Consider the following 22185-nt stretch of genomic DNA (forward strand, 5'->3'; position numbering starts at 1 on the left):
ACCGGTAGCGGGAGCGAGCCGGGATGCGGCGGCGGGCGGCGGGATGCGGTCAGTGGCGGCGGGCGGCCCGCTCATACTGGGGCGGCCACGGGGCCGACACGCCGAGCTCGCCGGCGGCACGGAGAGCGAAGTGGGGGTCGCGGAGCCACTCGCGCGCGGCCATGACCGCATCCGCATCGCCGTCGACCAGCACTTGCTCGGCCTGTGCCCCCGAATCGATCAGCCCGATCGCGCTGACGGGCAGGCCCGCCTCGTGCAGGCGCCGCGCCAGCGGCACCTGGTAGCCGGGGCCGGCCGAGATCTGCTGGTGGGCGACGAGGCCGCCAGAGGAGATGTCGAAGAAGTCGGCACCGTGCTCCGCGGCCCACTGCGCGACCTGCACGGTCTCCTCGATCGTCCATCCGCCCTCGGCCCAGTCCGTGCCGGAGAAGCGCACGAACAGCGCAGCCTCGGGCGCTTCTCGGCGGACGGCGTCGACCACGCGCAGCAGGAGGTGCGCGCGTCCCGACAACGGACCGCCGTACTCGTCGGTGCGCGTGTTGGCGAGGGGTGAGAGGAACTGGTGCAGCAGGTATCCGTGGGCGGCGTGCACCTCGAGGACGACGAAACCGGCCTCGACCGTTCGGCGCGCCGCCGCGCCGAAGTCGGCGACGACCTGGTCGATCTCGAACGCCGTGAGCTCCCGCGGCACGGCGTAGCCCTCGTACGCGATCGCGGACGGGGCTACGGGTTCCCAGCCCCCGTCGGCGGGCGGCACGGTCCCGTGGTGTCCGGAGAACGGCGACCAGGTCGACCCCTTGCGCCCCGCGTGCGCGAGCTGGATGCCGGCGACCGCGCCGCGGCTGTGGATGGCGGCGACGATCGGCTTCCACGCATCCCGCTGCTCGTCGTTCCAGATGCCGGTGTCCTCGGGCGAGATGCGCCCCACGGGAGACACGGCCGTCGCCTCGCTGATCACGAGACCCGCCCCGCCGCTCGCGAACTGGGCGAGGTGCACGTGGTGCCACTCGCCGGGCATCCCGTTCTGGGCGCTGTACTGGCACATCGGTGCCACCCACAGACGATTGCGCATGTGCGCGGAACAGATGGTCAGCGCAGAGAACAGCTGGGACAACGGGGCTCCTCGAGGTTCGCGGATAGGGTGACGCCATGGTGGTGACGGAGTGGAACGCGGCCTGCACGCGACGGTCGTTGCGTGAGCCAACGGCCGCCGATGACAAGTATTCCCGCGGCGTCGTCGGGATGCGCACGGGTTCGGAGGCGTATCCGGGCGCCGCGCTCCTCGGCGTCGAGGCGGCGTGGCGAACCGGCACGGGCATGGTGCGCTACATCGGCCCCCCGCGCCCGACGGCGCTCGTGCTGTCCCGCCGCCCCGAAACCGTCACCTCGTCGGGCCGCGTGCAGGCGTGGGTCATCGGATCGGGAACGGATGCGGCCAGCCGCTCGGCGCTCGAGACGTCGGCACTCGTCCGCATCCTGTCGGGCACGGTGCCGGTCGTCGTCGACGCCGGGGCCCTCGATCTCGCCGCGGATGCGACCGCGCCGGTCATCGTCACGCCGCACGCGCGCGAGTTCGACCGGCTGCGGGCCGTCCTCGGACTCCCGGCGCTCCGCCCGGACGCGGACGACGCGGAACGCACGGATGCCGCCCGTGACACGGCCACGGCCCTGGGCGGTGTGGTGCTGCTGAAGGGATCGGCGACCCTCGTCGCCGATCCGGGCGGCGACGTGCGGATCGTGCGCGCGGGCACACCGTGGCTCGCGACGGCCGGCACGGGAGACGTGCTCGGCGGAGTGCTCGGCGCGGTGATCGCCGGCGGGGTCGCACGCGACGAGTCGGGTGATCCGGGGCGCTGGCTCGCGGATGCGGTCGCCTCGGCGAGCTGGCTGCACGGCCGCGCCGGAAACGCCGCCGCGGAACGCCTCGGCGGGTCGGGCGGTCCGATCACGGCCCTCGACGTCGCAGAAGCGCTCCCGGGCGTGGTCGGCGCCCTGCTCGCGTCAGCATCCGACTGACTCGCCCGCGCCGCGTCGTCCACCGGACCGGCCACGCGAGCCCCGCTCGCGCACGTCGAGTCCGCCGCGGGAGGCGTTCGCGTCCGGGGGCGCAGGGGCCGTCCACGTAGGATGTCCTGCGTGTCAAAACGGGCGGTTCTGTGGGTAGCGTTCCTCATCGTCCACCTCGGGGTCTCCGTCCTCGGGTGGATCATGCCGAACGAGCCGATGGGCGACGTCTACCGCGTGTACGAACCGTGGTCGGGCGCGTTCTTGAACGGCGGCTACTTCACTCAGCCGGACCCGATGACCGGGCAGCCGAAAGACAACTACTACGGGTTCGTCGGCATCACGGATTCGTGGGTGTACCCGCAGCTCGCGCTCCTGCCGATGCTGTTCACGTGGCTGTTCGCGTGGGCCGTGTCGTACACGCCGGCATGGGCCATCACGGTCGCGCTCCTGGATGCGGTCGCTTTCGCGGTGCTCGTCGGCCGGGGCCGCTCGACCGGGCGGAACGTCGGTGCGTGGTTCTGGCTCGTGTTCATCGCGCTGATGGGGCCGGTGGCGCTGTACCGGCTGGACGCGATCACCGTGCCGCTGGGCATCATGGGCTGCCTCTGGCTCGTCGGGCGGCCGTGGCTCGGTTCGATCCTTCTGGCGGTGGCGACCTGGATCAAGGTGTGGCCCGCCGCTCTTCTCGCTGCCGCCCTGATCGCCGTCCGCCGCCGGATGGTGGTCATCGGGGGAGCGCTGCTGGTGAGCGTCGCCACCCTCGCCGTGGTGTTCGTCGCCGGCGGCGGCCGGTACGCCTTCGGTTTCATCGGGGATCAGACCGGTCGCGGGCTGCAGGTGGAGTCGCCGGTGAGCACGTTCTACCTGTGGGACGCCATGCTCGGCGGGTCCTCGCAGGTCTTCTACAACCCGGATCTGCTGACGTTCGAGGTGCTCGGACCGTTCGTCGACCCGGTGATCGACATCATGACGCCGATCCTCGCGATCGGGGTGGGCGCCGTGGCGCTGCTCGGCGCGTACAAGGCCTGGCGCGGCGCCTCGTTCGCCGCGCTGTTCCCCCCGCTCGCCCTCGCCCTCGTGACGGCGTTCATCGCTCTGAACAAGGTCGGGTCGCCGCAGTACATCGTGTGGCTGGTCGTGCCCCTGGTCATCGGTCTCGTGCTGGATCGACGGCGCTGGTGGGGGCCGGGGATCCTCGTGCTCGTCATCGCCGCGTGCACCCAGATCATCTACCCGCTGACCTACTTCGATCTCCTGGTCGCGCTTCCCTTCCCCGTCATCGTCATCACGGTGCGAAACGCTCTCCTGATCGCCCTGGCGATCTGGTCGGTCGTGCTCATCGCGAAGGTACGGGGGCAGCGTCGCGCCGTCCCCCGGGCCGCGGCGCTCGCCACCTGACCGCTCCTCGAAAGGACCCCGCCATGCTCGTCGCCTTCTCCGTCGCCCCGAGCGGCACCGGCCGTGCCGATGGCTCCGTGCACGACGCGGTCGCCGCGGCTGTCCGCGTGGTCCGTGCGTCGGGCCTTCCGCACCGCACGACATCGATGTTCACCGAGATCGAGGGGGAGTGGGACGAGGTCTTCGCCGTCGTGAAGGCGGCGACGGATGCGGTGCTGCCGTTCGGATCCCGAGTCTCCCTCGTGCTGAAGGCCGACATCCGGCCGGGCTACTCGGGAGAGCTCGACGCGAAGGTGGAGCGCCTGGAAGAGGCGATTTCCGCCGTCGACGAGGGCTGATTCGAATCGATTCGTCGCATTCCGGCGGGTTCACTACGATGGGCCGGTGACCTCTTCGACTCGAACGAAGGGGGCGGCGATGTGGGCGCTCCTCTCTCTCGCCATCGGCAGCTTCGGTATCGGCATGACCGAATTCACCATGATGGGTTTGCTGCCCGAGATCGGCCAGCAGCTGCTTCCCGCCCAGTGGGCGGCGAATCCCGACGATGCGATCGCCCAGGCGGGCTGGCTAATCAGCCTCTACGCCCTCGGCGTCGTCGTCGGGGCCCCGACGATCGCCGGGTCGGTCGCGCGGTTCCCCCGGCACCGGGTGATGATCGTGCTGGCGCTCGCGCTCACGGTGTTCAACGCCCTCACGGTGATCGCGCCGACCTTCGAACTCGTCGCCGCCTCCCGCTTCCTGGCGGGTCTGCCCCACGGTGCGTACTTCGGCATCGGCGCGCTCGTCGCCGCCGAGATGCTCGGACCGGGGATGCGGGCGAAGGGTGTGGCGTTCGTGCTCACCGGGCTCACCGTCGCGAACGTGGTGGGCGTTCCGTTCGGCACGTTCCTCGGGCAGCAGTTCGGCTGGCGCGTGGCGTTCGCGGTGGTCGCGGGCATCTTCGCTCTCGCGACCGTGGCGATCGCGGTGTTCGTGCCGGCCCTGCCCGGCCAGCCCGGCCGCACACTGCGCGCGGAGCTCGGAGTGTTCCGCATCCGGCAGGTGTGGTTCGCGCTCGGCACCGGGTCGATCGGCTTCGGCGGGTTCTTCGCCGTCTACAGCTACATTTCTCCGGTCGTGACGGATGTGGCCGGCTCGCCGGCGTGGACGGTGCCGCTGATCCTCGTGGTCATGGGGCTCGGCATGACGGTCGGGAACCTGCTCGGCGGGCACCTGGCCGATGTGGATCTGCGGCGCACGCTGCTCGGCGGGCTCGCGGCCCTCGTGGCGGTGCTCGCGCTTCTCGCCGTGACCGCGCAGTGGATCTTCGTGCTCGCCGCGATGGTCTTCCTCGTGGGGCTGGTGTCGTCCGCGCTGAGCCCCGCGATCCAGTCCCGGCTGATGGATGTCTCCGCAGACAACCAGTCGATCGCGGCGGCGCTCAACCACTCGGCCCTCAACATCGGCAACAGCCTCGGCGCGTACCTCGGCGGCGTCGTGATCGCGGCGGGCTGGGGCTTCCTGGCTCCGACGTGGGTCGGGGTGGGCCTGGCCGCCGCGGGTCTTCTCGTGGCCGTCGTGGGTTATGCCGTCGAGTCGCGGTCGTCCACTCCCGCGCCGATGCTCCGGCCGCACGACACCGCCGCGGGCTGATCGGCGCGGCCTGCCTCAGGCCGACAGCAGACGGCGAAGGTGTCGCGCGACCGCATCCGTTTCGATGAGGAAGCCGTCGTGGCCGAAATCGCTCGCGATCACGACCGTGTCGTCGTCGATCGTGTTCCGGATGCCGCGGCTGATGCGGTGCTGTCCTTCGACCGGGAACAGGCGGTCGCTGTCGATGCCGAGCACCAGGGTCGTCGCGCTGATCTCGCGCAGCGCGTCTTCGACGCCCCCGCGGTCGCGCCCGACGTCGTGCGAGTTCATCGCCTCCACGAGCGTGATGTAGCTGTTCGCGTCGAAACGGCGAGTGAACTTGTTGCCGTGGAAGTCCAGGTACGACTCGACGGCGAACCGGCCGCCGTGTCCGAGCGGGCTGACGCCGGACTGCCAGGAGCGCTGGAAGCGCAGGTTCAGCTCGGTGGGGCTGCGATAGTTCAGAAGCGCCATGCGCCGAGCGAGGGCGAGGCCGCGGTGCGGGCCGTCGCCAGCCTGCGCGTCGTAGTACTCGCCGCCGGTGAAGCGCGGATCCATCCGGATCGCCTCGGTCTGCACCGAGTTCAGCGCGACCTGGTCGGCGGTCGTCACCGGGGGAGCGGCGAGTATCGCCAGACGCGCGACGCGGTCCGGGCGAGTGATGCCCCACTCGAGAGCGTGCATCCCGCCCATGGACCCGCCGACGACGGCGCCCCAGCGGTCGATGCCGAGGAGATCGGCGAGCTCGGCCTGAGCGGCGACCTGGTCGCGGATGGTGAGGTACGGGAAGCGGGCCGCCCACTCGTACCCGTCCGGAGCGACGCTCGCGGGGCCGGTGGAACCCTGGCAGCCGCCGAGCATGTTCGGCGCCACGACGAACCACCGGTCGGTGTCGATCGCCGCACCCGGCCCCACGATGCCGTCCCACCATCCGGCGGTCGCGTGCCCCGCCCCCGCGGGCCCGCGCACGTGGCTGTCGCCCGTGAGGGCGTGCAGGATGAGGATCGCGTTGTCGCGCCGCGCGTTGAGCGCGCCCCACGCCTCGTAGGCGATCCGGTAGGCGGGAAGGGTCTCGCCGCCTTCCGTGCGGAACTCGCCGAAGGCCGCGAAATGGCGTTCACCGCTCGGGTCTCCGTCGCGCCACGCACCGGTGGCGGGCGGTCTGCCGCGGAGCAGGCGCGCGTCGGCCTCCGTCACGAGTGCGCTCGGCACCGTGTCTTCGGAGGTCTGCCAGTCCATGCCCCCATTGTCCCAAGCGGGGTTGCTCCGTCGGGCCGTGTTACGTCATCGCGGGGGACGGGCTTTAACACGGCGCGAGCGGACGCACGGTGAGGGCGATCGGCCTAGCGTCAGGAGACGAAGAGGCCGTGCCCACGGGGACCGCGACGAACGGGCTATCCCGGCGGCCGAATAAGAGGGAGTGAGCCATGGCTCAGAGCGCGGCATCCGACATCCTCACCCGGGTCGGCGGGGCGGAGAACGTGGTGGGTCTCACCCATTGCGCCACCCGTCTCAGATTCCAGTTGCGCGACGCATCGGTCGTCGACGGCGCGGCCGTCGAGGCGATCCTCGGCGTGATGGGCGCCGTCCCTCAGTCCGGCGACCGCTATCAGGTCGTCATCGGCGGCGCGGTGCAGACGGTCTACAACGACATCATGGCGCTGCCGGCGATGGCCTCGGTCGGATCGGGCAGCGACGACGACGCCGCCGCGGTCAAGGCGCGCGAGCGCGCGAAGGGACCGCGCGGAAAGATCGCCTGGCTGGACTCGCTCTTCGAGTTCCTCTCCGATTCCTTCCGCCCGATTCTCGGGGCGCTCCTCGGCGCGTCGCTGTTCATCACCTTCATGGCCCTGATGGGCACGCTCGGTGTGATCGGCAACTGGGCCGACCCGCGCACCGACCTGCCGCCGTCCTGGCAGTTCGTCAACCTGATGTGGCAGTGCGTCTTCGTCTTCCTGCCCCTCCTCGTCGCCTACAACGCGTCGAAGAAGCTCGGTGCGGACCCCTGGGTCGGCTTCGCGATCATGGCCGTCGTCATGCTGCCCGGGTTCAGCGCCCTCGGCTCCTCGCCCGAGGCGTCGCAGATGTCGTTCCTCGGCTCCGATGTGACGACGATCCCGATCTTCGGTGTGCCGCTGACGATCTTCAACTACAGCTCGCAAGTCTTCCCGCCGCTGTTGATGGCGGCCGCCCTCGGCCCGCTGTACAAGCTGCTGCGCAAGATCATCCCGGAGAACGTGCAGCTGATCTTCCTGCCGTTCCTCAGCATGCTCATCATGATCCCGCTGACCGCGTTCCTCATCGGCCCGATGGGCGTCTACGCGGGCGCGGCCCTCGCTGACGGCCTCCGCGCGGTCAACGACTTCTCGCCCTTCATCTTCGCGGTCGTCATCCCGCTCGCGTACCCCTTCATGGTGCCGCTCGGGCTGCACTGGCCCATCAACGCGATCATGCTCCTGAATATCCAGACCCTCGGGTTCGACTACATCCAGGGCCCCATGGGGGCATGGAACTTCGCGTGCTTCGGCGCGACCGCCGGTGTGCTCTTCCTCGCCTGGCGGGAGCGCGACGCCCAGATGAAGCAGACGGCCACGGGTGCGCTCGCCGCCGGCCTGCTGGGCGGAATCTCCGAACCGTCGCTGTACGGCATCCACCTGCGCTTCAAGCGGATCTACCCGCTGATGCTCGTCGGCTGTCTGGTCGGCGGTGTCATCATCGGCATCGGCGGTGGCGTCACGACCAAGGCGTTCGTCTTCACCTCGCTGCTCACGATCCCCGCCTTCGACAACATGCCGCTGTACGCGACGGCCGTGGGCGCGGCGTTCCTGACCGCGATGCTGCTGGTGATCTTCTTCGGGTACCGCGACAAGGAGCCGAAGGCCGAAGCTGCCGGTTCCGTTCCCGCGACGACGACGGCAGTGCCGATGACGGCCGCATCCGGCGCCGTGGGCGCACAGTCGGCCGCATCCGGCGCCGCGGGTACACGCTCCGCCGCGGTCGGTTCCGCCGTCACGATCGCTTCGCCGCTGGATGGCGACCTGGTGCCGTTGTCCGAGGTTCCGGACCCGGTCTTCGCCGCGGGGGTCATGGGGCCGGGCATCGCGATCATCCCGACGGGTGACACCGTCTACTCGCCCGGCGACGGCACCGTCGCGGCGGCGCAACCGACCGGCCACGCGTTCGGTCTGGTCATCGACGGAGGCGTCGAACTGCTCATCCATGTGGGCATCGACACGGTCAACCTGAAGGGCGAGGGGTTCGACGTGAAGGTGAAGGCGGGCGACCGGGTCGTCGCCGGTCAGCCGCTCGTCACGTTCGATCGCGCCCTCATCGAGAAGGCCGGCTACCCGCTCATCACCCCCGTCGTGGTGCTGAACGCGGATGATCTCGGAGAGGTCAACCCGGCCGCATCCGGTGCCGTGGTGGTCGGTGAGCCCGTGATCGAGGTGCGTGCCGCCGCGACGGCGGAGTCCCGCGCGTAACGACGAAAGGAGCCCCGGACCTGTCGGTCCGGGGCTCCTTTCGTGTGTGCCGTGATCAGGCGCGGGCGGCCTCGACGCTCCGACGTGCGGAGGCGAGGGCCTGCTCCAGGTCGGCCTTCAGGTCGTCGACGTTCTCGATACCGACCGACAGGCGCACGAGACCCGGCGTGACACCGGCCGTGAGCTGCTGCTCGGGCGTGAGCTGCGCGTGCGTCGTGGATGCCGGGTGGATGACGAGCGAGCGCACGTCGCCGATGTTGGCGAGGTGGCTGAACAGGTCGAGGCTGTTCACGAACTCGCGGCCGGCGCCGACGCCGCCCTTGAGTTCGAACGACAGCACCGCTCCGACACCGCGCGGGGCGTACTGGTTCGCCGCGGCGTACCAGGGCGAGGTCGGCAGGCCCGAGTAGTTCACCGACGCGACGTCGTCCTGGTTCTCGAGCCACTCCGCGATCTCCTGCGCGTTCTGCACGTGACGCTCGATGCGCAGCGACAGGGTCTCGATGCCCTGCAGCAGCAGCCAGGCGCTGAGGGGGGCGATGGAGGAGCCGAGGTCGCGGAGCAGCTGCACGCGGGCCTTGGTGATGTACGCGACGCCGTCGCCGAGGGCGCCGGTGTAGCTGAGCCCGTGGTACGACGGGTCGGGCTCGGTGAGACCCGGGAAGCGCTCGACGTTCTCAGACCACGGGAACGCACCGCCGTCGACGATGACCCCGCCGATGGTCGTGCCGTGGCCGCCGAGGAACTTGGTCGCCGAGTGCACGACGACGTCGGCACCGAACTCGAACGGGCGGATGAGGAACGGGGTCGCGATCGTGTTGTCGACGATCAGCGGCACTCCCGACTCGTGCGCGACGTCGGCGACGAGGCGGATGTCGAGGACGTTGATCTTCGGGTTTCCGATGGTCTCGGCGAAGAAGAGCTTCGTGTTCGGCCGGACCGCGCGACGCCACTCGTCGGCGTCATCCTGGTTCTCCACGAACGTGGTCTCGATACCGAGCTTCGCCAGCGTGTACTTGAACAGGTTGTACGTGCCGCCGTAGATCGAGCTCGACGACACGATGTGGTCGCCGGCTTCGGCGACGTTCAGCACGGCGAAGGTCGAGGCGGCCTGGCCGGAGGCCACGAGCAGCGCGCCGGTGCCGCCCTCGAGCGCGGCGATGCGCTCTTCGACGACGCTGGTGGTCGGGTTGATGATGCGCGTGTACACGTTGCCCGGCTCAGCGAGCGAGAAGAGGTTCGCGGCGTGGTCGGCGTTGTCGAACACGTACGACGTGGTCTGGTAGATCGGGGTGGCCCGGGCGTTCGTGGTCGGGTCGGGCGCGGCGCCGGAGTGGACCTGCTTGGTCTCGAAGCGCCAGTTCTCGGGTGCGGACATCGCATGCTCCTGAAGATTCGGTGATGTCGCGGCGGGCGTCGCGGACTCCTCGAGCGTAGAACCGCCCGGGGTGGGCGACAACGCGCGGGACACGTGACGTAACACCACCGCCTCGGGCAGCCCGTAGCGTGGGTGGTATGACGAACAGGCGTGCAGTGGTGACCGGAGCGAGCTCGGGGATCGGGGAGGCGACGGCACGGATGCTGCGCTCCCGAGGATGGGACGTGGTCGCCGTCGCGCGGCGCGCCGACCGCCTCGAAGCGCTCGAAGCCGAGACGGGCGCGGTCGCGTACGCTGCCGATCTCACGGTCGAGTCCGACATCGATGCGCTCGCCGGATGGTTGGCCGACTCCGGCCCCGTGCACGCACTCGTGCAGGTCGCCGGGGGCGCCCGCGGCACCGACCGGGTGGAGGACGGCGCGGTCGAGGATTGGCGCTGGATGTACGAGACGAACGTCCTCTCCTCGCAGCGGCTCGTGGCGCACCTGCTGCCGCTGCTGCGGCGGGCGGCCGCATCCGACGGTCACGCCGACACGCTCTTCGTGACCTCGACCGCGGCGCAGGTCGCGTACCCCGGCGGCGCGGGCTACAACGCCGCGAAGGCGGCGGAGGAGATGCTCGTGCGGGCACTGCGTCTCGAGCTGAACGGCGAGCCGATCCGCGTCATCGAGATCGCGCCCGGGATGGTGCGCACCGAGGAGTTCTCCCTGAACCGGCTGGGCGGCGACGCCGCGGCCGCCGAGGGGGTCTACGAGGGCGTCGAGAACCCGCTGTCGGCCGACGACGTCGCCGACGTCATCGCCTACGCGCTCGGCGCTCCGGGGCATGTCAACCTCGACCTCGTGACGGTGCGTCCGGTCGCGCAGTCCGCGCAGCACGTGCTCGCCCGCGGTCCGCTGCGGGTGCGGCAGGGCTGATCCGGTACCGACGGCCTCCCGGCCCGGCGGTCAAATGATCGGGGACTCGGCGGCGGTCGCGCCTGCCGCATCCTCGTCGCTGTCGGCGAAGGCGACCTTCGGGACGACGAAGAGGACGGCGGCGGCGACGAAACCGCCGATCGCGCAGATCGTCCATACCGCGAGGTAGCCGCCGAGCGACGCGGCCGTCTCGGCGGCGATCGCGCCGACCCCCGCGGCGAGGACGACCCCGAAGACCGCCGAGGCGAACGTGCCGCCGATCGTCTTCGTGGTGTTCGTGAGCGCCGACGCGATGCCCGTCTGCCCGCGCGGAGCGGCAGCCGCCGCGGCGGCGGGAAGAGCCGCGACCAGAGCGCCGGATCCGAGCCCGGCGATGGAGAGGTTCAGAAGCACCTGCCAGAGCTCCAGATGGAACGGCAGGAACAGCAGGTAGCCGATCCCGACGAGCAGCGCCGCACCGATGAGGACGACACGGGGGCGCGCGCGACGAGACGTCACCGCGAACAGCACGGCACCGACGATCAGCGAGACGAGGTAGACGCCGATCACGTTCGAGCGGCCGGTCGCGTCGAGCCCGAGTCCGTATCCGAGCGATGAGTCCGTGCCGGCGTAGGTCGAGAGCGGTCCCTGCGCCCCGAGCAGACTGATGCCGACCAGCGCCGCGGTCGCCTGCACGGGCCACATCTCGGGCCTACGGAGAACGCGGATGTCGACGGCGGGATCGTCCTGTCGCAGCTCGAACCGCACGAACCAGGCGAACAGGGCGAGTCCGGCGGCCAACAGCAGCCACGTCCACACCGATCCCGGTCCGTTCAGGCGCAGGAAGGTGAGCGCGCTCGTCACCAGCAGCAGCGCCAGCGCGAGCAGCACGAAACCCCCACCATCCAGGCGTCGGCCGCGGACGGGCGTGGACTCCGGCACGCCGAACCAGATCACGAAGCCGACGAGGGTGACGGCGATCGCGGGGAACATGAGCGTGAGCGACAGGTTCTCCGCGGTCGCGGCGAAGATGCGGCCGGCGGCGAGAGCGCCGACGATGGCGCCGGCCTGCAGCCCCACGACCAGGAGCCCCGCCGCTCGCCGGGTCGCCGACACTCCGCGGCCCTGACGGCGGCCGCGCTCGAAGATCAGCGCGATCTCCAGCGGGAGCCACACGACGTAGAAGCCCTGCAGCGCCCACGCGATCAGGAAGCTCCAGAACGTTCCGGCGAAGGCGATCCACCAGGTCGCGCCGGCCGTGAGCACCGTCGCGATCAGCAGGATGCGCTTGTGGCCGTACATGTCACCGAGCTTCGCGAGCACCGGCACGACCAGCGCCGAGAGCAGCAGCTGCGCCGCCTCGAACCAGTTCACATCGGAGTCGTGCACCCCGAGATGCGTCACGATGTCGCTGAACAGCGGCACGTAGTACCCCTGCAGGATCCCGCTCGTGATCTCGACGAGCACGAACCAGCCGATGAGGGATGCGGTGATGCCGAGCGCGGAGGCGCGGAGGCGATCACCGGTGAGCGGACGGGTCATGGCGACACGCTAGTGGTTCCGGCGGCCGCCCGTGCGCACGACGGGTGGGCGGGAGCGTCCGCCGGTGCGCACGACGGACGGGCGGGGGTGCCCACCGGTCGTAGGCTGGGCGGGTGAGCGAACAGGATGCGGGCATGCCGGAGCGGGAAGTACTGACATGGGACGGCTTCGGTGACGCGAGTCGCGATATGGCCCGGAAGGTTTTGGCCGCGGGATTCGTGCCCGAGGTCGTCGTCGCGATCGCGCGCGGCGGACTGCTGCCGGCGGGCGCCATCGCCTACGGGCTGGGCATCAAGAACTGCGGCGCGATCAACGTCGAGTTCTACACCGGAATCGGCACCGTGCTCGACGCCCCGGAGCTGTTGCCCCCCGAGCTCGACATGACCTACCTGGACGGGCGCCGAGTGCTGCTCGTGGACGACGTGGCCGACAGCGGTCGGACGCTCGACCTCGCCGTGCGGCTGCTGACCGAACGCGGCGCCGACGTCCGCTCCGCCGTGATCTACACGAAGCCCACCACGATCATCCAGCCCGACTTCAGTTGGAAGGACACGGATCTCTGGATCGACTTCCCGTGGTCGTGGCAGGGCTCGGTGCACGAAGAGGACGCGGGCCTGCCAGCATCCGCGTGACCGCCCCCGCGCACCCCGACATGTCGTCGCTGGCGGAGCTCGCCGCATCCGGTCGCCTGGATCCGGGCTGGGCCGAGGCCCTCGCACCGGTGGCGCCCGAGATCGCCGCGCTCGGCGACCGTCTCCGCGCAGAGGTCGCGGCCGGTCGGCCGTATCTGCCGGCCGGTGACCGGGTGCTGCGGGCGTTCCAGCGACCGCTCGAGGACGTCCGTGTGCTGATCGTCGGCCAGGACCCCTATCCGACCCCCGGGCACCCGATCGGTCTGTCGTTCGCGGTGGACGCGGATGTGCGACCGCTGCCGCGGAGCCTCGGCAACATCTACCGCGAACTCGAGGACGACCTCGCGATCCCGCCCGCCCGGCACGGCGACCTCTCGGCATGGAGCGACCAGGGGGTGCTCCTGCTCAATCGGGTGCTGACCGTGGCGCCCGGCGCGCCGGGATCGCATCGCGGATGGGGATGGGAAGCGGTCACGGCGCACGCCATCCGGGTGCTCGCCGAGCGGGACGCACCGCTCGTCGCGATCCTCTGGGGGAAGGATGCCGCCGCGCTCCGCCCGCTGCTTGGGACGACGCCGGTGATCGAGTCACCGCATCCGTCGCCGCTTTCGGCCCGTCGCGGGTTCTTCGGATCGCGACCCTTCTCACGGGCCAACGCACTCCTGGTCGAGCAGGGTGCGCGCGAGGTGGACTGGCGGGTCGAGCGACCGTCGCCGGACGACGTCTCCGCGTAGGCTGAGCGCCATGCTGGAGGAGGAATACGACCGCAGTCGGCGGCGCATGCCCCGTCACCTTCGTCGTTCGGCAGACGACGAACGGCCCTTCGAGTACGAGATCCGGCCGGTGCAGCCGCGAGACCTTCCTGACATCCGCGAGATTTACAACTACTACGTCACGAACTCGGTCGTGACGTTCGACGAGAAGCGGTGGTCGCTCGCGAAGTGGCGCGAGAAGTACGACCTCCTGGCCAAGCTCGAGCTGCCCTTCCTCGTCGCGCAATCTCCGTCCGGACAGATCCTCGGCTACGCCCTCGTGCAGCCGTGGGCGGGCAAGTCGGCGTTTCGCTACACGGTCGAGGATTCGATCTACCTCGGCCAGGCCGCATCCGGAAAAGGCCTCGGTCGTGCGCTGCTCGAGGCGCTGATCGCGGCCTGCGAGGCGAAGGGCATCCGCGAACTCGTCGCTGTGATCAGCGACAAGGGCGCCGAAGGCTCGATCGCGCTGCACGAGCGGCTCGGCTTCGTCGAGGTCGGGCGGATGGGCCGCGTCGGTTTCAAGTTCGGCCGCTGGCTCGGCACGATCTACCTGCAGAAGTCGCTGAAGCCGGTGAAGAAGCGCGGCCTCTTCCGCCGCTGACCCGCGCCCGAGGCCGCTGCCCCGCGCCTCACGCCGCCGTCTCGCTGGCTAACTCCTCCAGAATGCGCGTTTCGGGCGTCGAAGCCGCCGTCTCGTGTGGATGTGGAGGAGTTGGCGCGGGCCCGCGGCGCGTTCGCCCGCTTGCCCCGCCCGGGATCCTGATTCCGACGGGCGGCCGATGCTCGGCGTCCGCCGCCGCTAACTCCTCCAGAATGCGCGTTTCGGGCGTCGAAGCCGCCGTCCCGTGCGGATATGGAGGAGTTGGCGCGGGCGGCCCGACGCGCATTCGCCCGCGTCAGACCCGGGGGCACCCGCCCGACCCGCCCGCCCCGCCCGCCGGACCCGCCCGCCCGGACCGACTCGCTCCACCCGCGAGACTGCAGTCGCGGCGCGAGACGTCGGCTCGGAGCACACGTCTCGTGGCTCAGCTGCAGTCTCACGGCCGGAAGCGGCCGGCCTGGCGGGCGCGCGCGTGGGCGGCTCGGCGCGTGGGGGCCAGTGCGCGGGTCAGGGCGTGGGGTCGCGCGGGGCGATCGTCGGGATGGCGGCGAGCAGCCGGCGCGTGTAGGCGGCCTGCGGATGCAGCAGCACCTGCTCGGTGGCACCCCGCTCGGCCACGACGCCGTCCTTCATCACGACGACCTGATCGCAGAGGCTCTGCACCACGCCGATGTCGTGCGACACCATAATGAGCGTCAGCGCATCGCGGGTGCGGAGCTCGGTCAGCAGCTCGAGGATCTGCGCGCGCACGGTGACATCGAGCGCCGACAACGGCTCGTCGCCGATGAGGAGTCGCGGTCGATGCGCGATCGCCCGCGCGAGCGCGATGCGTTGCCGCTGACCACCCGAGAACTCGTGCGGGTACCGGGCCGCGGCATCCGCATCCAGGCCGACATCGCGCAGCACTTCTCCGACCCGCGCCCGGTGGACGCCCGGGATCCGGAGCGCCCAGAGCGGCTCGGCCACGATCGCGCCGACGCTCATCCGCGGGTCGAGAGACGCGTACGGGTCCTGGAAGACGATGCCGGTCTGCCGGCGCAGCCAGTGCAGGCTCCGGGCGGATGCGGTCGCGTCCACCGGGCGTCCGTCAAAGGAGACCGTGCCGGACGTGGGGGAGTCGAGGCCGAGCAGCAGGCGCACGAGCGTCGACTTGCCCGACCCCGATTCGCCGATGATCCCGAGCGCGGAACCCTCCTCGACGTCCAGATCGACGTCTCGGAGCGCGTGGGTGAGCGGGCGCGGACCGAATACGCCTCCGCGCGGCGCGCGGTAGGCGCGGCTGAGTCCGCGTCCGCTGACCAGGACGCTCATGCGCTCTCCTCCTCGGTGCCGGGCGCGGGACGCCACACGGTTGCGGTCGCGTCGCGCAGAAGCCCCTGCGCGACGCGCGATCGCGGAGCGGTGAGAAGTTCGTGCACGGGGGCGGACTCGGCGATCCGACCGTGTTCGAGCACGATCGCGTGCGTGGCGATCTGCGAGAGCACGGCGAGGTCGTGGGTGATGAAGACGAGCGACATGCCCGCATCCGAGACGAGACCCTGCAGCAAGTCGAGGATCTCGGCCTGGATGGTGACGTCCAGCGCCGTCGTCGGTTCGTCGGCGAGCAGCAACTGCGGGCGGCATGCGAGCGCCACGGCGATCGCGACCCGTTGGCGCTGACCGCCGGAGAGCTGGTGCGGGTAGCGATCGACGATGCGGGCCGGGTCGTGCAGCCGTACGCGCTCGGCGTCGGCGATGGCGCGGGCGCGCCGGTCGCCGCGGGAGAGGCGCTCGCGGATGCGGACGGGATCGCTGATCTGCCGACCGACCGTGCGGATGGGGTTCAGCGCCGTCTGTGGCTCCTGGAAGACGATGCCGATCTCGGCGCCCCGGACGGCCGCCAGGTCGCGGTCGGGGAGTCCCAGGAGCTCGCGACCGTTCCAGCGGATGCTGCCGTCGGCGTGCGCGCCGTCGGGCAGGAGGCCGAGGATCGCGAGGGCAGTGAGCGACTTGCCCGACCCGGACTCGCCGATGATGCCGACCCGCGCACCGTCGGGCACCTGGAAGGAGACGTCGTCGACGACCCGTCGACCGTCTATGTCGATCGAAAGATTGCGTACGTCGAGACTCATGCGACCACTCCCGGGAGGTGCGTGCGTGCCCGGCGCGCGCTGCCGCCGCGGTGCGAGAGGGTCGGGTCGGTGGCGTCCCGCAGGCCGTCGCCCAGCAGGTTGAATCCGAGCACGGTGAGGGTGATGGCGAGTCCCGGCCAGACGACCGACAGCGGATGCACCGACAGGTACTGCTGCAGCTGTGACAGGAGCACGCCCCAGGACGCCTCCGTCACCGGGGCACCGAAGCCCAGGTACGACAGCCCCGCCTCGGCGAGCACCGCGACGGCCATCCCCCACGAGAGCTGCACGATGAAGACCGGGGCGACGTTGGGGAGCAGGTGCCGGAACAGGATCTGCGCGGGGGTGAGTCCGGCCGCGCGTCCGGCGACGATGAAGTCGCTGTGCAGCACGCGGCGGAGTTCCGGGCGGCTCACTCGGGCGATGTTGACGCCGAAGCCGATGCCGACGGCCCACACCACGACCCAGAGCGACCCGCCGAAGACCGCCGAGATCATCATGGCGATCAGGAGCACGGGGAAGGCGATCAGGATGTCGACGAGCACCGCGATCGATTCGCGTACCCACCGGGCGCTGAGCGCGCCGATCGTGGCGAGGGTGAGACCGAGCGCGGTGGCGATCACGCCCGCGCCGACGGCGACGAAGACGGTCGTCCGGGATCCGGCCATCAGCAGGCTCAGGATGTCGCGGCCGGTCGCATCGGTGCCGAGCAGGTGCGGCCATCCCGGTGCGGCCCAGCGGCCCGCGACATTGGTGAGCTGAGGGTCGAACGGCGTCCAGACCAGCGACACGAGCGCGGTGGCGACGATGACGAGCACGACCACCGAGCCGAAGACGCCGGTCGGCAACGCCCACAGGCGCCGCAGCCACGAGCGGCGTTCCGCATCCGTTCGCGTCATGACGACTCCCTCTGGCGCGGGTCGATCGCGCGATGGACGAGATCGACGACGAAGCCGATGATGAGCACGAACCCGGTGAGCGCCAGAAGCTCGCCCTGCACCTTCGGCAGGTCGCGCCTGCCGACGTCCTCGACCAGCATGCGGCCGATTCCGGGAAGCGCGAAGAGCTGCTCGATCACGACCGCGCCCACGATGATGCCGGCGATCTGCAGGCCCAGCACTGACACGACCGAGAGCCCGACGTTCGGCAGGCCGTGCCGGATGAGGGCTTTCGTGCGGGTGAGCCCGGTGGCGGCGGCGGTGCGGACGTAGTCCTGGCCGACGGCCTGGAGGGTGGCCGAGCGCACGAAGCGCAGCAGCATCGCGCCTTCGACGACGCCGATCGTGAGGGCGGGCAGGAGAAGGGATCGGAACGCCGCGGCGGGATCGCTCCAGCCCGCGCGCGGGAAGCCCTGCGCGGGCAACCAGCCCAGCCAGACCGCGAAGACGACGACCAGCATCATGCCGGCCCATACGGTCGGCACCGCGGCGAGGGCCTGCGCGGTGACGCCGATCGCGGTGCCGCCCGCGCGCCCGCGGCGAAGCGCCGAGACGACGCCGAGCGGCCCGGCGACCGCGAGGGCGATGAGCAGACCGAGCGCGCCGAGCGGCACCGTGACCTGCGCCTTCTGCCAGAGCTCGCTCGCCACGGGCGTGCCGGTCACGAGCGATGTACCGAGGTCGCCCCGCAGGACGCCGCCGATCCACTCGAGGTACTGGGCGAGGAGCGGCTGGTCGAGCCCGAGCCGGTCGCGGAGGGCCGCGACCTGCTCGGGCGTCGACTGGGTCCCGGCGATCATCTGCGCGATGTCACCGGGCAGAACCCGAAGCGCCAGGAAGATGATCGCGCTGGCGACGGCGAGCCCCACGATGAGCAGGGCCAGCCGCGTCAGCGCGTATCGGATCACCCGGCGCTCTTGCTCAACTCGGCGACGTTCAGGCGCTCGTTGAGGTTGTCGGCGGGCATGCCGCTGACCTGGGTGGAGACGGCGGCGACGGATGCGCCGTTGTAGAGCCAGTCGGCGGCGGCGTCTTCGGACACGATCCGCGCGGCTTCGGCGAGGAGCGAGTCGGCCTCGTCGTCGCTCGTCGCGGCCCGCGACTGCGCGTACAGGTCGGTCACCTCGGGGTTCGCGTACGTGAAGTAGTACTCGGGGTTTGCCCAGTTCTGGAAGTCGCGCGCCTCGGTGTGCAGCACGAAGCTCAGGTCGAAATCGCGGTTGGTGTAGACGTCCTGCAGCCAGGTCGAGAAGTCCACCGAGTTGACCGTGAGGGTGACGCCGACCGCATTCAGGTCGGAGACCAGCAGCTGCGCGATCGTCGTCGGGTAGAAGTTCGGGATGGTGAGGGTCAGCTCGGTGTCTTCGGCGCCCGCATCCGCCAGCAGCTGGGTGGCCGCATCCGGGTCGTACGGGGCGACGTCGGAGAGGTCCTCGTAGCCGGGGTCGAGCGACGGGATCGGTCCGTAGAGGGTCTCTCCGGCGCCGAGCGCCTCGACGATGGCGTCGTGATCGATCGCCTGGCGGATGGCCTGGCGCACGCGCTTATCGGCGAGCGGGCCCGAGGTCTGGTTGAACGCCAGCGTGCCCTTGTCGGTGGAGGCGCCGATCGACAGGGCAAAGTCGCCGTTCGCTTCGATCTGGTCCTTCAGGTTCGCGTCGAACCCGGTGACGACGTCGAGTTCGCCCGCCTGCGCGGCGTTCAGCGCGGCCTGGTTGTCGGGGATGTACTCGAACGCGACCTCGGCGGCCGCGGCGGGCTCGCCCCAGTAGCTGTCGCTCCGCGCCAGCGTGATACTCGCGCCCTGCGTCCAGTTGTCGAGCGTGAAGGGCCCGGTGCCGTTCGCGGCGGTCTTGTAGTCCACCGTGTCGCCTTCCTTCAGCACGACGCCCGCGCGGCCGGTGAGGTTCCACAGCAGCTGCGAGTCGGGGCCGGCGAGCGTCAGGGTGATCGTCTGCCCGTCGGCGGTGATGCCGGTGACACCCGCCAGCGTGCTGGCATCGATCCACGACGCCGTGTCGCGGTGCTGGGTGAGCGACCAGACGACATCCTGCGCCGTCAGTTCCTGGCCGTCGTGGAACGTGACTCCGTCGCGCAGCGTGAACTGGTAGGTGAGTCCGTCGTCTGACACGGTCCAGTCGCTCGCGAGCGCGGGGACGATCTCCTGCTGGGGCGTCCGGGACACGAGCCCCTGGTACACGTTGTCGATCAGGATCTGGTCGAGCGCGGCGCCCGACGTCTCGCGGATGTCGAGGTTCGTCGGCTCGAGGACGAGACGGACCGAGACGGTCGCATCGGGGTCAGCGGGGCCGGCGGTCGAGGCCACGGGCGAGGACGGGCCCGCGCATGCCGTGAGGGTGAGCGCGGCGGCGGCCAGCAGGGCGGCGGCGGCCAGAGATGTGCGGCGGAACATGAGGTCCTTTCGCCCGGGGCGCGGGCGGGTGATGGCGGGAGGTCGGTGCGGTGTACCAGCCTAGAGCGGGGTGCCCGGGAGGGGCGCCGCCCGGGCGTAATGCGGCGTAGCCGTTAGGGTCGGGCGACCTCTTCCGGCGTCGGCGCACCGGAAGAGGAGAGGAGCGCGGCCTCGTCCCGCAGCAGTTCGGCGAGGCGGACCGGGATCTCCTCGTGCACGTTGTGGTGCGAGTCGACGACGACGATCGCGGCGGTCGGATGACGGTCGCCGAACTCTTCGGCATCCGCTTCCGTGACGTATCCCTCGGCGCCGCGGATCAGCAGCACAGGGGAGTGGACGGCGGCCAGATCGTCCCAACCGGAGTGCGAGAGCACGTTCCGCACCGGGTCGCCGGCACCCGGCGTCGGAACGGAAGAGGCGGATGCGGCGGCCGCCGCCGCAGCGAGGTGTGCGAAGTGGTGCTTCCACTCCACCCGTCCGTCGGCGCGGACGCGAGAGTTCAGGTACACACCGCGCGCCGCCGCGTCGCGGCTGCCGCCGAGACCGAAGGCGAGCGCGCGGTCCACCAACTCGTCCCGGGACGCCCAGTCGGTGGGGCCCGCGAAGAACTCGCGCACCTGGCGGGGGCCCGCATCCGGATTCACGCCGGGGGTGATGTCGACGATCACGAGCCGGTCGACGAGGTCCGCACGCGCGGCGGCGACCGCCGCGGCCGTGAGTCCGCCGAGCGAGTGACCGACGAGCAGTTGCGGTCGGTCGGTCCACGCGTCGACGGCGGCCACGACGTCCTGTGCGAGCGTGGCGGGGGAGTAGTCGAGGTCATCCCGCCACGAGGAGTCGCCGTGCCCGGCGAGATCGATCGCGAGCGCGGGAAGGCCGAGCGCGAGAACCGTCGTGTCCCAGGTGTGCGCGTTCAGGCCCGCGCCATGGAGGAACGTCGCGACCGGCGGACTGTCGCCATAGCGGAGCGCCGACAGAGTGCGCCCGTCGGGCAGGCCCAGGCGAACGCGCCGAACCCTTGGGGGCGGCTCGACGCGACCGATCTCGGCGGCCTGCACCGGCAGGAACGAGAACTCGTCGAAGGAGTCCGCACCCCGCTCCGCGGTGTCATCGGGGAGGGCTGTCGAAATCGCGGCGTCGTCGGTCACGGCAGAATGCTACGCGCCGTTCCGACCACCCGTCCGTTCGGTGTCACACGCGGTTACCCTGGCGTTATGAGCGAAGAGCGCCGGGTCCATCTCGCCAAGTCCGCCCCGTCCGCCTACCGCGCGCTGGAGGCGTTCGCGAAGTCGGTCGGGCAAGTCGCGACCGACGGTGGCATCGACGATCGCCTGAAAGAACTCGTTCAGTTGCACGCCTCGCAACTGAACGGATGCGCCTTCTGCGTGCGGGTGCACGTCGATCGCGGCCTCACCGCGGGGCTCGACGCCGATGTCATCGCGCAGATCCCGACCTGGCGCGAATCGGGCGTCTTCTCCGAGCGCGAGCGCGCCGGTCTGGAGCTCGCCGAGGCCATCACCTTCATCGATGAGGGTGGCGTCGCAGATGACGTCTACGACCGGGTCGGCGCCATCCTGACCGAACCCGAGTACGTGGCCCTCAGCTGGATCCTCGTGTCGATCAACGCGTTCAACCGCGTCGCCATCGCGGGCCGGTACCCGGTTCCGCCGCGCTCGGCATCGTGAGTACGCTGACGCCGGCGCTGGCGGGCGCCGTCAACTTCCGCGACGTCGGGGGACTGCCCGCGGCGACCGGCACGACGCGCTCCGGGGTGCTCTTCCGCTCCGGATCGCTCGCGCGGATCGACGAGCCGGCTCGCACGCAGATCGCGGGGATCGGCCTGCGCCGGATCGTCGACCTGCGCGATGACGACGAGGTGGCGCTCGAGCCGACGCTCGGTGACCTCGCGGTGGCCGACACGGTGCGCGTGCCGCTCGTGCTGGGCTCGGTCGCCTCCTTCTTCGAGAACGACATGAGCCTCGACGAGCTCTACGCGCATATCGTCGACGAGAGCGCGCCGCGCCTGGTGGAGGTCGTGCGTGCGGTGATCGAAACGCAGCCGGTGCTGGTGCACTGCACGGCGGGTAAGGACCGCACGGGGGTGTCGGTCGCGCTCATCCTGTCGGCCGCAGGCGTCGAGGAGGACGCCGTGGTGGCTGACTACGCACGCACGGCGGCGAACCTCGACCCGGAACGCGCGAGGCGGATCGTCTCGTGGCTGCGCCGGGTGCATCCGGATGCGGTCCACCTGGAAGAACTCGTCACCGGATCACCCGAACCCGCCATGCGGGGTCTGCTCGAGCGGCTGCGCGGCTCGCACGGCGATCCGGCGGATTATCTTCGTGCCGCCGGTGTCTCGGATGACGAACTCGCCGAGCTGCGCCGCATCCTGATCGCTCCCCGCTGAGTCGCTCGCTGGGT

General features: G+C 70.8%; 21 protein-coding genes. 11 read left to right on the plus strand and 10 right to left on the minus strand.

Going from position 1 to position 22185, the window contains the following annotated elements:
• Window positions 1–49: 49 nt before the first annotated feature.
• Entirely contained in the window at window positions 50–1114 is a 1065-nt protein-coding gene (locus tag LQ938_RS04475) for an NADH:flavin oxidoreductase/NADH oxidase (protein ID WP_223723532.1), read from the minus strand.
• Between the two features lie 35 nt (window positions 1115–1149).
• Between LQ938_RS04475 and LQ938_RS04480 the strand changes: the two genes are divergently transcribed.
• The 4 genes from LQ938_RS04480 (at window position 1150) to LQ938_RS04495 (ending at window position 5037) form a co-directional block, all read left to right on the plus strand.
• Window positions 1150–2016: an ADP-dependent NAD(P)H-hydrate dehydratase gene (locus tag LQ938_RS04480; protein ID WP_223723531.1), complete on the plus strand. Its 867-nt coding sequence runs from the start codon at window positions 1150–1152 to the stop codon at window positions 2014–2016.
• Between the two features lie 120 nt (window positions 2017–2136).
• Complete coding sequence (locus LQ938_RS04485) at window positions 2137–3405, plus strand: DUF2029 domain-containing protein (protein ID WP_223723530.1); 1269 nt, start codon at window positions 2137–2139, stop codon at window positions 3403–3405.
• Between the two features lie 23 nt (window positions 3406–3428).
• On the plus strand, window positions 3429–3743 hold the full coding sequence (locus LQ938_RS04490; protein WP_223723529.1) for a thiamine-binding protein: 315 nt from the start codon (window positions 3429–3431) through the stop codon (window positions 3741–3743).
• A 79-nt stretch (window positions 3744–3822) separates the two neighbouring features.
• The gene (locus tag LQ938_RS04495) at window positions 3823–5037 is read left to right on the plus strand and encodes an MFS transporter (protein WP_263317819.1); all 1215 of its coding nucleotides are present in this window, start codon (window positions 3823–3825) and stop codon (window positions 5035–5037) included.
• A gap of 15 nt (window positions 5038–5052) precedes the next feature.
• On the opposite strand, the gene metX is transcribed toward LQ938_RS04495, so the two are convergent.
• Window positions 5053–6255 carry a homoserine O-acetyltransferase MetX gene (metX, locus tag LQ938_RS04500; RefSeq protein WP_223723527.1) on the minus strand — a complete coding sequence of 401 codons (1203 nt, stop codon included), beginning with the start codon at window positions 6253–6255 and terminating at the stop codon, window positions 5053–5055.
• Window positions 6256–6443: 188 nt separating this feature from the next.
• On the opposite strand from metX, the gene LQ938_RS04505 reads away from it, so the two are divergent.
• Window positions 6444–8498 (plus strand): glucose PTS transporter subunit IIA, encoded by a 2055-nt coding sequence (locus LQ938_RS04505; protein ID WP_223723526.1) that lies wholly within the window; start codon window positions 6444–6446, stop codon window positions 8496–8498.
• A gap of 55 nt (window positions 8499–8553) precedes the next feature.
• On the opposite strand, the gene LQ938_RS04510 is transcribed toward LQ938_RS04505, so the two are convergent.
• On the minus strand, window positions 8554–9876 hold the full coding sequence (locus LQ938_RS04510) for a bifunctional o-acetylhomoserine/o-acetylserine sulfhydrylase (RefSeq protein ID WP_223723525.1): 1323 nt from the start codon (window positions 9874–9876) through the stop codon (window positions 8554–8556).
• 137 nt (window positions 9877–10013) lie between these two features.
• On the opposite strand from LQ938_RS04510, the gene LQ938_RS04515 reads away from it, so the two are divergent.
• A complete protein-coding gene (locus tag LQ938_RS04515; protein ID WP_223723524.1) occupies window positions 10014–10793 on the plus strand; it encodes an SDR family oxidoreductase in 780 nt (259 codons plus the stop codon).
• A 30-nt stretch (window positions 10794–10823) separates the two neighbouring features.
• Here LQ938_RS04515 and LQ938_RS04520 read toward each other — a convergent pair whose 3' ends face one another.
• Window positions 10824–12314, minus strand: coding sequence for an MFS transporter (locus LQ938_RS04520; RefSeq protein WP_223723523.1), 1491 nt, complete (start codon window positions 12312–12314; stop codon window positions 10824–10826).
• Between the two features lie 134 nt (window positions 12315–12448).
• Here LQ938_RS04520 and LQ938_RS04525 point away from each other — a divergent pair, with 134 nt between their 5' ends.
• From LQ938_RS04525 to LQ938_RS04535, 3 genes are read left to right on the plus strand one after another with little or no spacing between them, the layout of a single operon-like run.
• Window positions 12449–12946 carry a phosphoribosyltransferase gene (locus tag LQ938_RS04525; protein WP_223723569.1) on the plus strand — a complete coding sequence of 166 codons (498 nt, stop codon included), beginning with the start codon at window positions 12449–12451 and terminating at the stop codon, window positions 12944–12946.
• 20 nt (window positions 12947–12966) lie between these two features.
• A complete protein-coding gene (locus tag LQ938_RS04530; RefSeq protein ID WP_223723568.1) occupies window positions 12967–13680 on the plus strand; it encodes a uracil-DNA glycosylase in 714 nt (237 codons plus the stop codon).
• Between the two features lie 10 nt (window positions 13681–13690).
• A complete protein-coding gene (locus LQ938_RS04535) occupies window positions 13691–14302 on the plus strand; it encodes a GNAT family N-acetyltransferase (RefSeq protein WP_223723522.1) in 612 nt (203 codons plus the stop codon).
• Between the two features lie 507 nt (window positions 14303–14809).
• Here the strand turns inward: LQ938_RS04535 and LQ938_RS04540 are convergent.
• The 6 genes from LQ938_RS04540 to LQ938_RS04565 form a co-directional block, all read right to left on the minus strand.
• Window positions 14810–15613, minus strand: a complete 804-nt coding sequence (locus tag LQ938_RS04540; RefSeq protein ID WP_223723521.1) for an ABC transporter ATP-binding protein — start codon at window positions 15611–15613, stop codon at window positions 14810–14812.
• The gene (locus LQ938_RS04545; protein ID WP_223723520.1) at window positions 15610–16413 is read right to left on the minus strand and encodes an ABC transporter ATP-binding protein; all 804 of its coding nucleotides are present in this window, start codon (window positions 16411–16413) and stop codon (window positions 15610–15612) included. Before LQ938_RS04545 ends, LQ938_RS04540 begins: the two co-directional genes overlap by 4 nt.
• Window positions 16410–17312 (minus strand): ABC transporter permease, encoded by a 903-nt coding sequence (locus tag LQ938_RS04550; protein ID WP_223723519.1) that lies wholly within the window; start codon window positions 17310–17312, stop codon window positions 16410–16412. Before LQ938_RS04550 ends, LQ938_RS04545 begins: the two co-directional genes overlap by 4 nt.
• Complete coding sequence (locus tag LQ938_RS04555; RefSeq protein WP_223723518.1) at window positions 17309–18259, minus strand: ABC transporter permease; 951 nt, start codon at window positions 18257–18259, stop codon at window positions 17309–17311. Before LQ938_RS04555 ends, LQ938_RS04550 begins: the two co-directional genes overlap by 4 nt.
• Window positions 18256–19764: an ABC transporter substrate-binding protein gene (locus LQ938_RS04560; RefSeq protein WP_223723517.1), complete on the minus strand. Its 1509-nt coding sequence runs from the start codon at window positions 19762–19764 to the stop codon at window positions 18256–18258. The genes LQ938_RS04555 and LQ938_RS04560 overlap by 4 nt, the downstream gene beginning before the upstream one ends.
• Before the next feature lie 113 nt (window positions 19765–19877).
• Window positions 19878–20894, minus strand: a complete 1017-nt coding sequence (locus tag LQ938_RS04565; RefSeq protein ID WP_223723567.1) for an alpha/beta fold hydrolase — start codon at window positions 20892–20894, stop codon at window positions 19878–19880.
• An 84-nt stretch (window positions 20895–20978) separates the two neighbouring features.
• On the opposite strand from LQ938_RS04565, the gene LQ938_RS04570 reads away from it, so the two are divergent.
• Both LQ938_RS04570 and LQ938_RS04575 read left to right on the plus strand, forming a co-directional pair.
• A complete protein-coding gene (locus tag LQ938_RS04570) occupies window positions 20979–21449 on the plus strand; it encodes a carboxymuconolactone decarboxylase family protein (RefSeq protein WP_223723516.1) in 471 nt (156 codons plus the stop codon).
• Window positions 21446–22171 (plus strand): tyrosine-protein phosphatase, encoded by a 726-nt coding sequence (locus tag LQ938_RS04575; protein WP_223723515.1) that lies wholly within the window; start codon window positions 21446–21448, stop codon window positions 22169–22171. The genes LQ938_RS04570 and LQ938_RS04575 overlap by 4 nt, the downstream gene beginning before the upstream one ends.
• Window positions 22172–22185: the final 14 nt, after the last annotated feature.

Source organism: Microbacterium sp. cx-55, from assembly GCF_021117345.1.
Classification (GTDB): Bacteria; Actinomycetota; Actinomycetes; order Actinomycetales; family Microbacteriaceae; genus Microbacterium.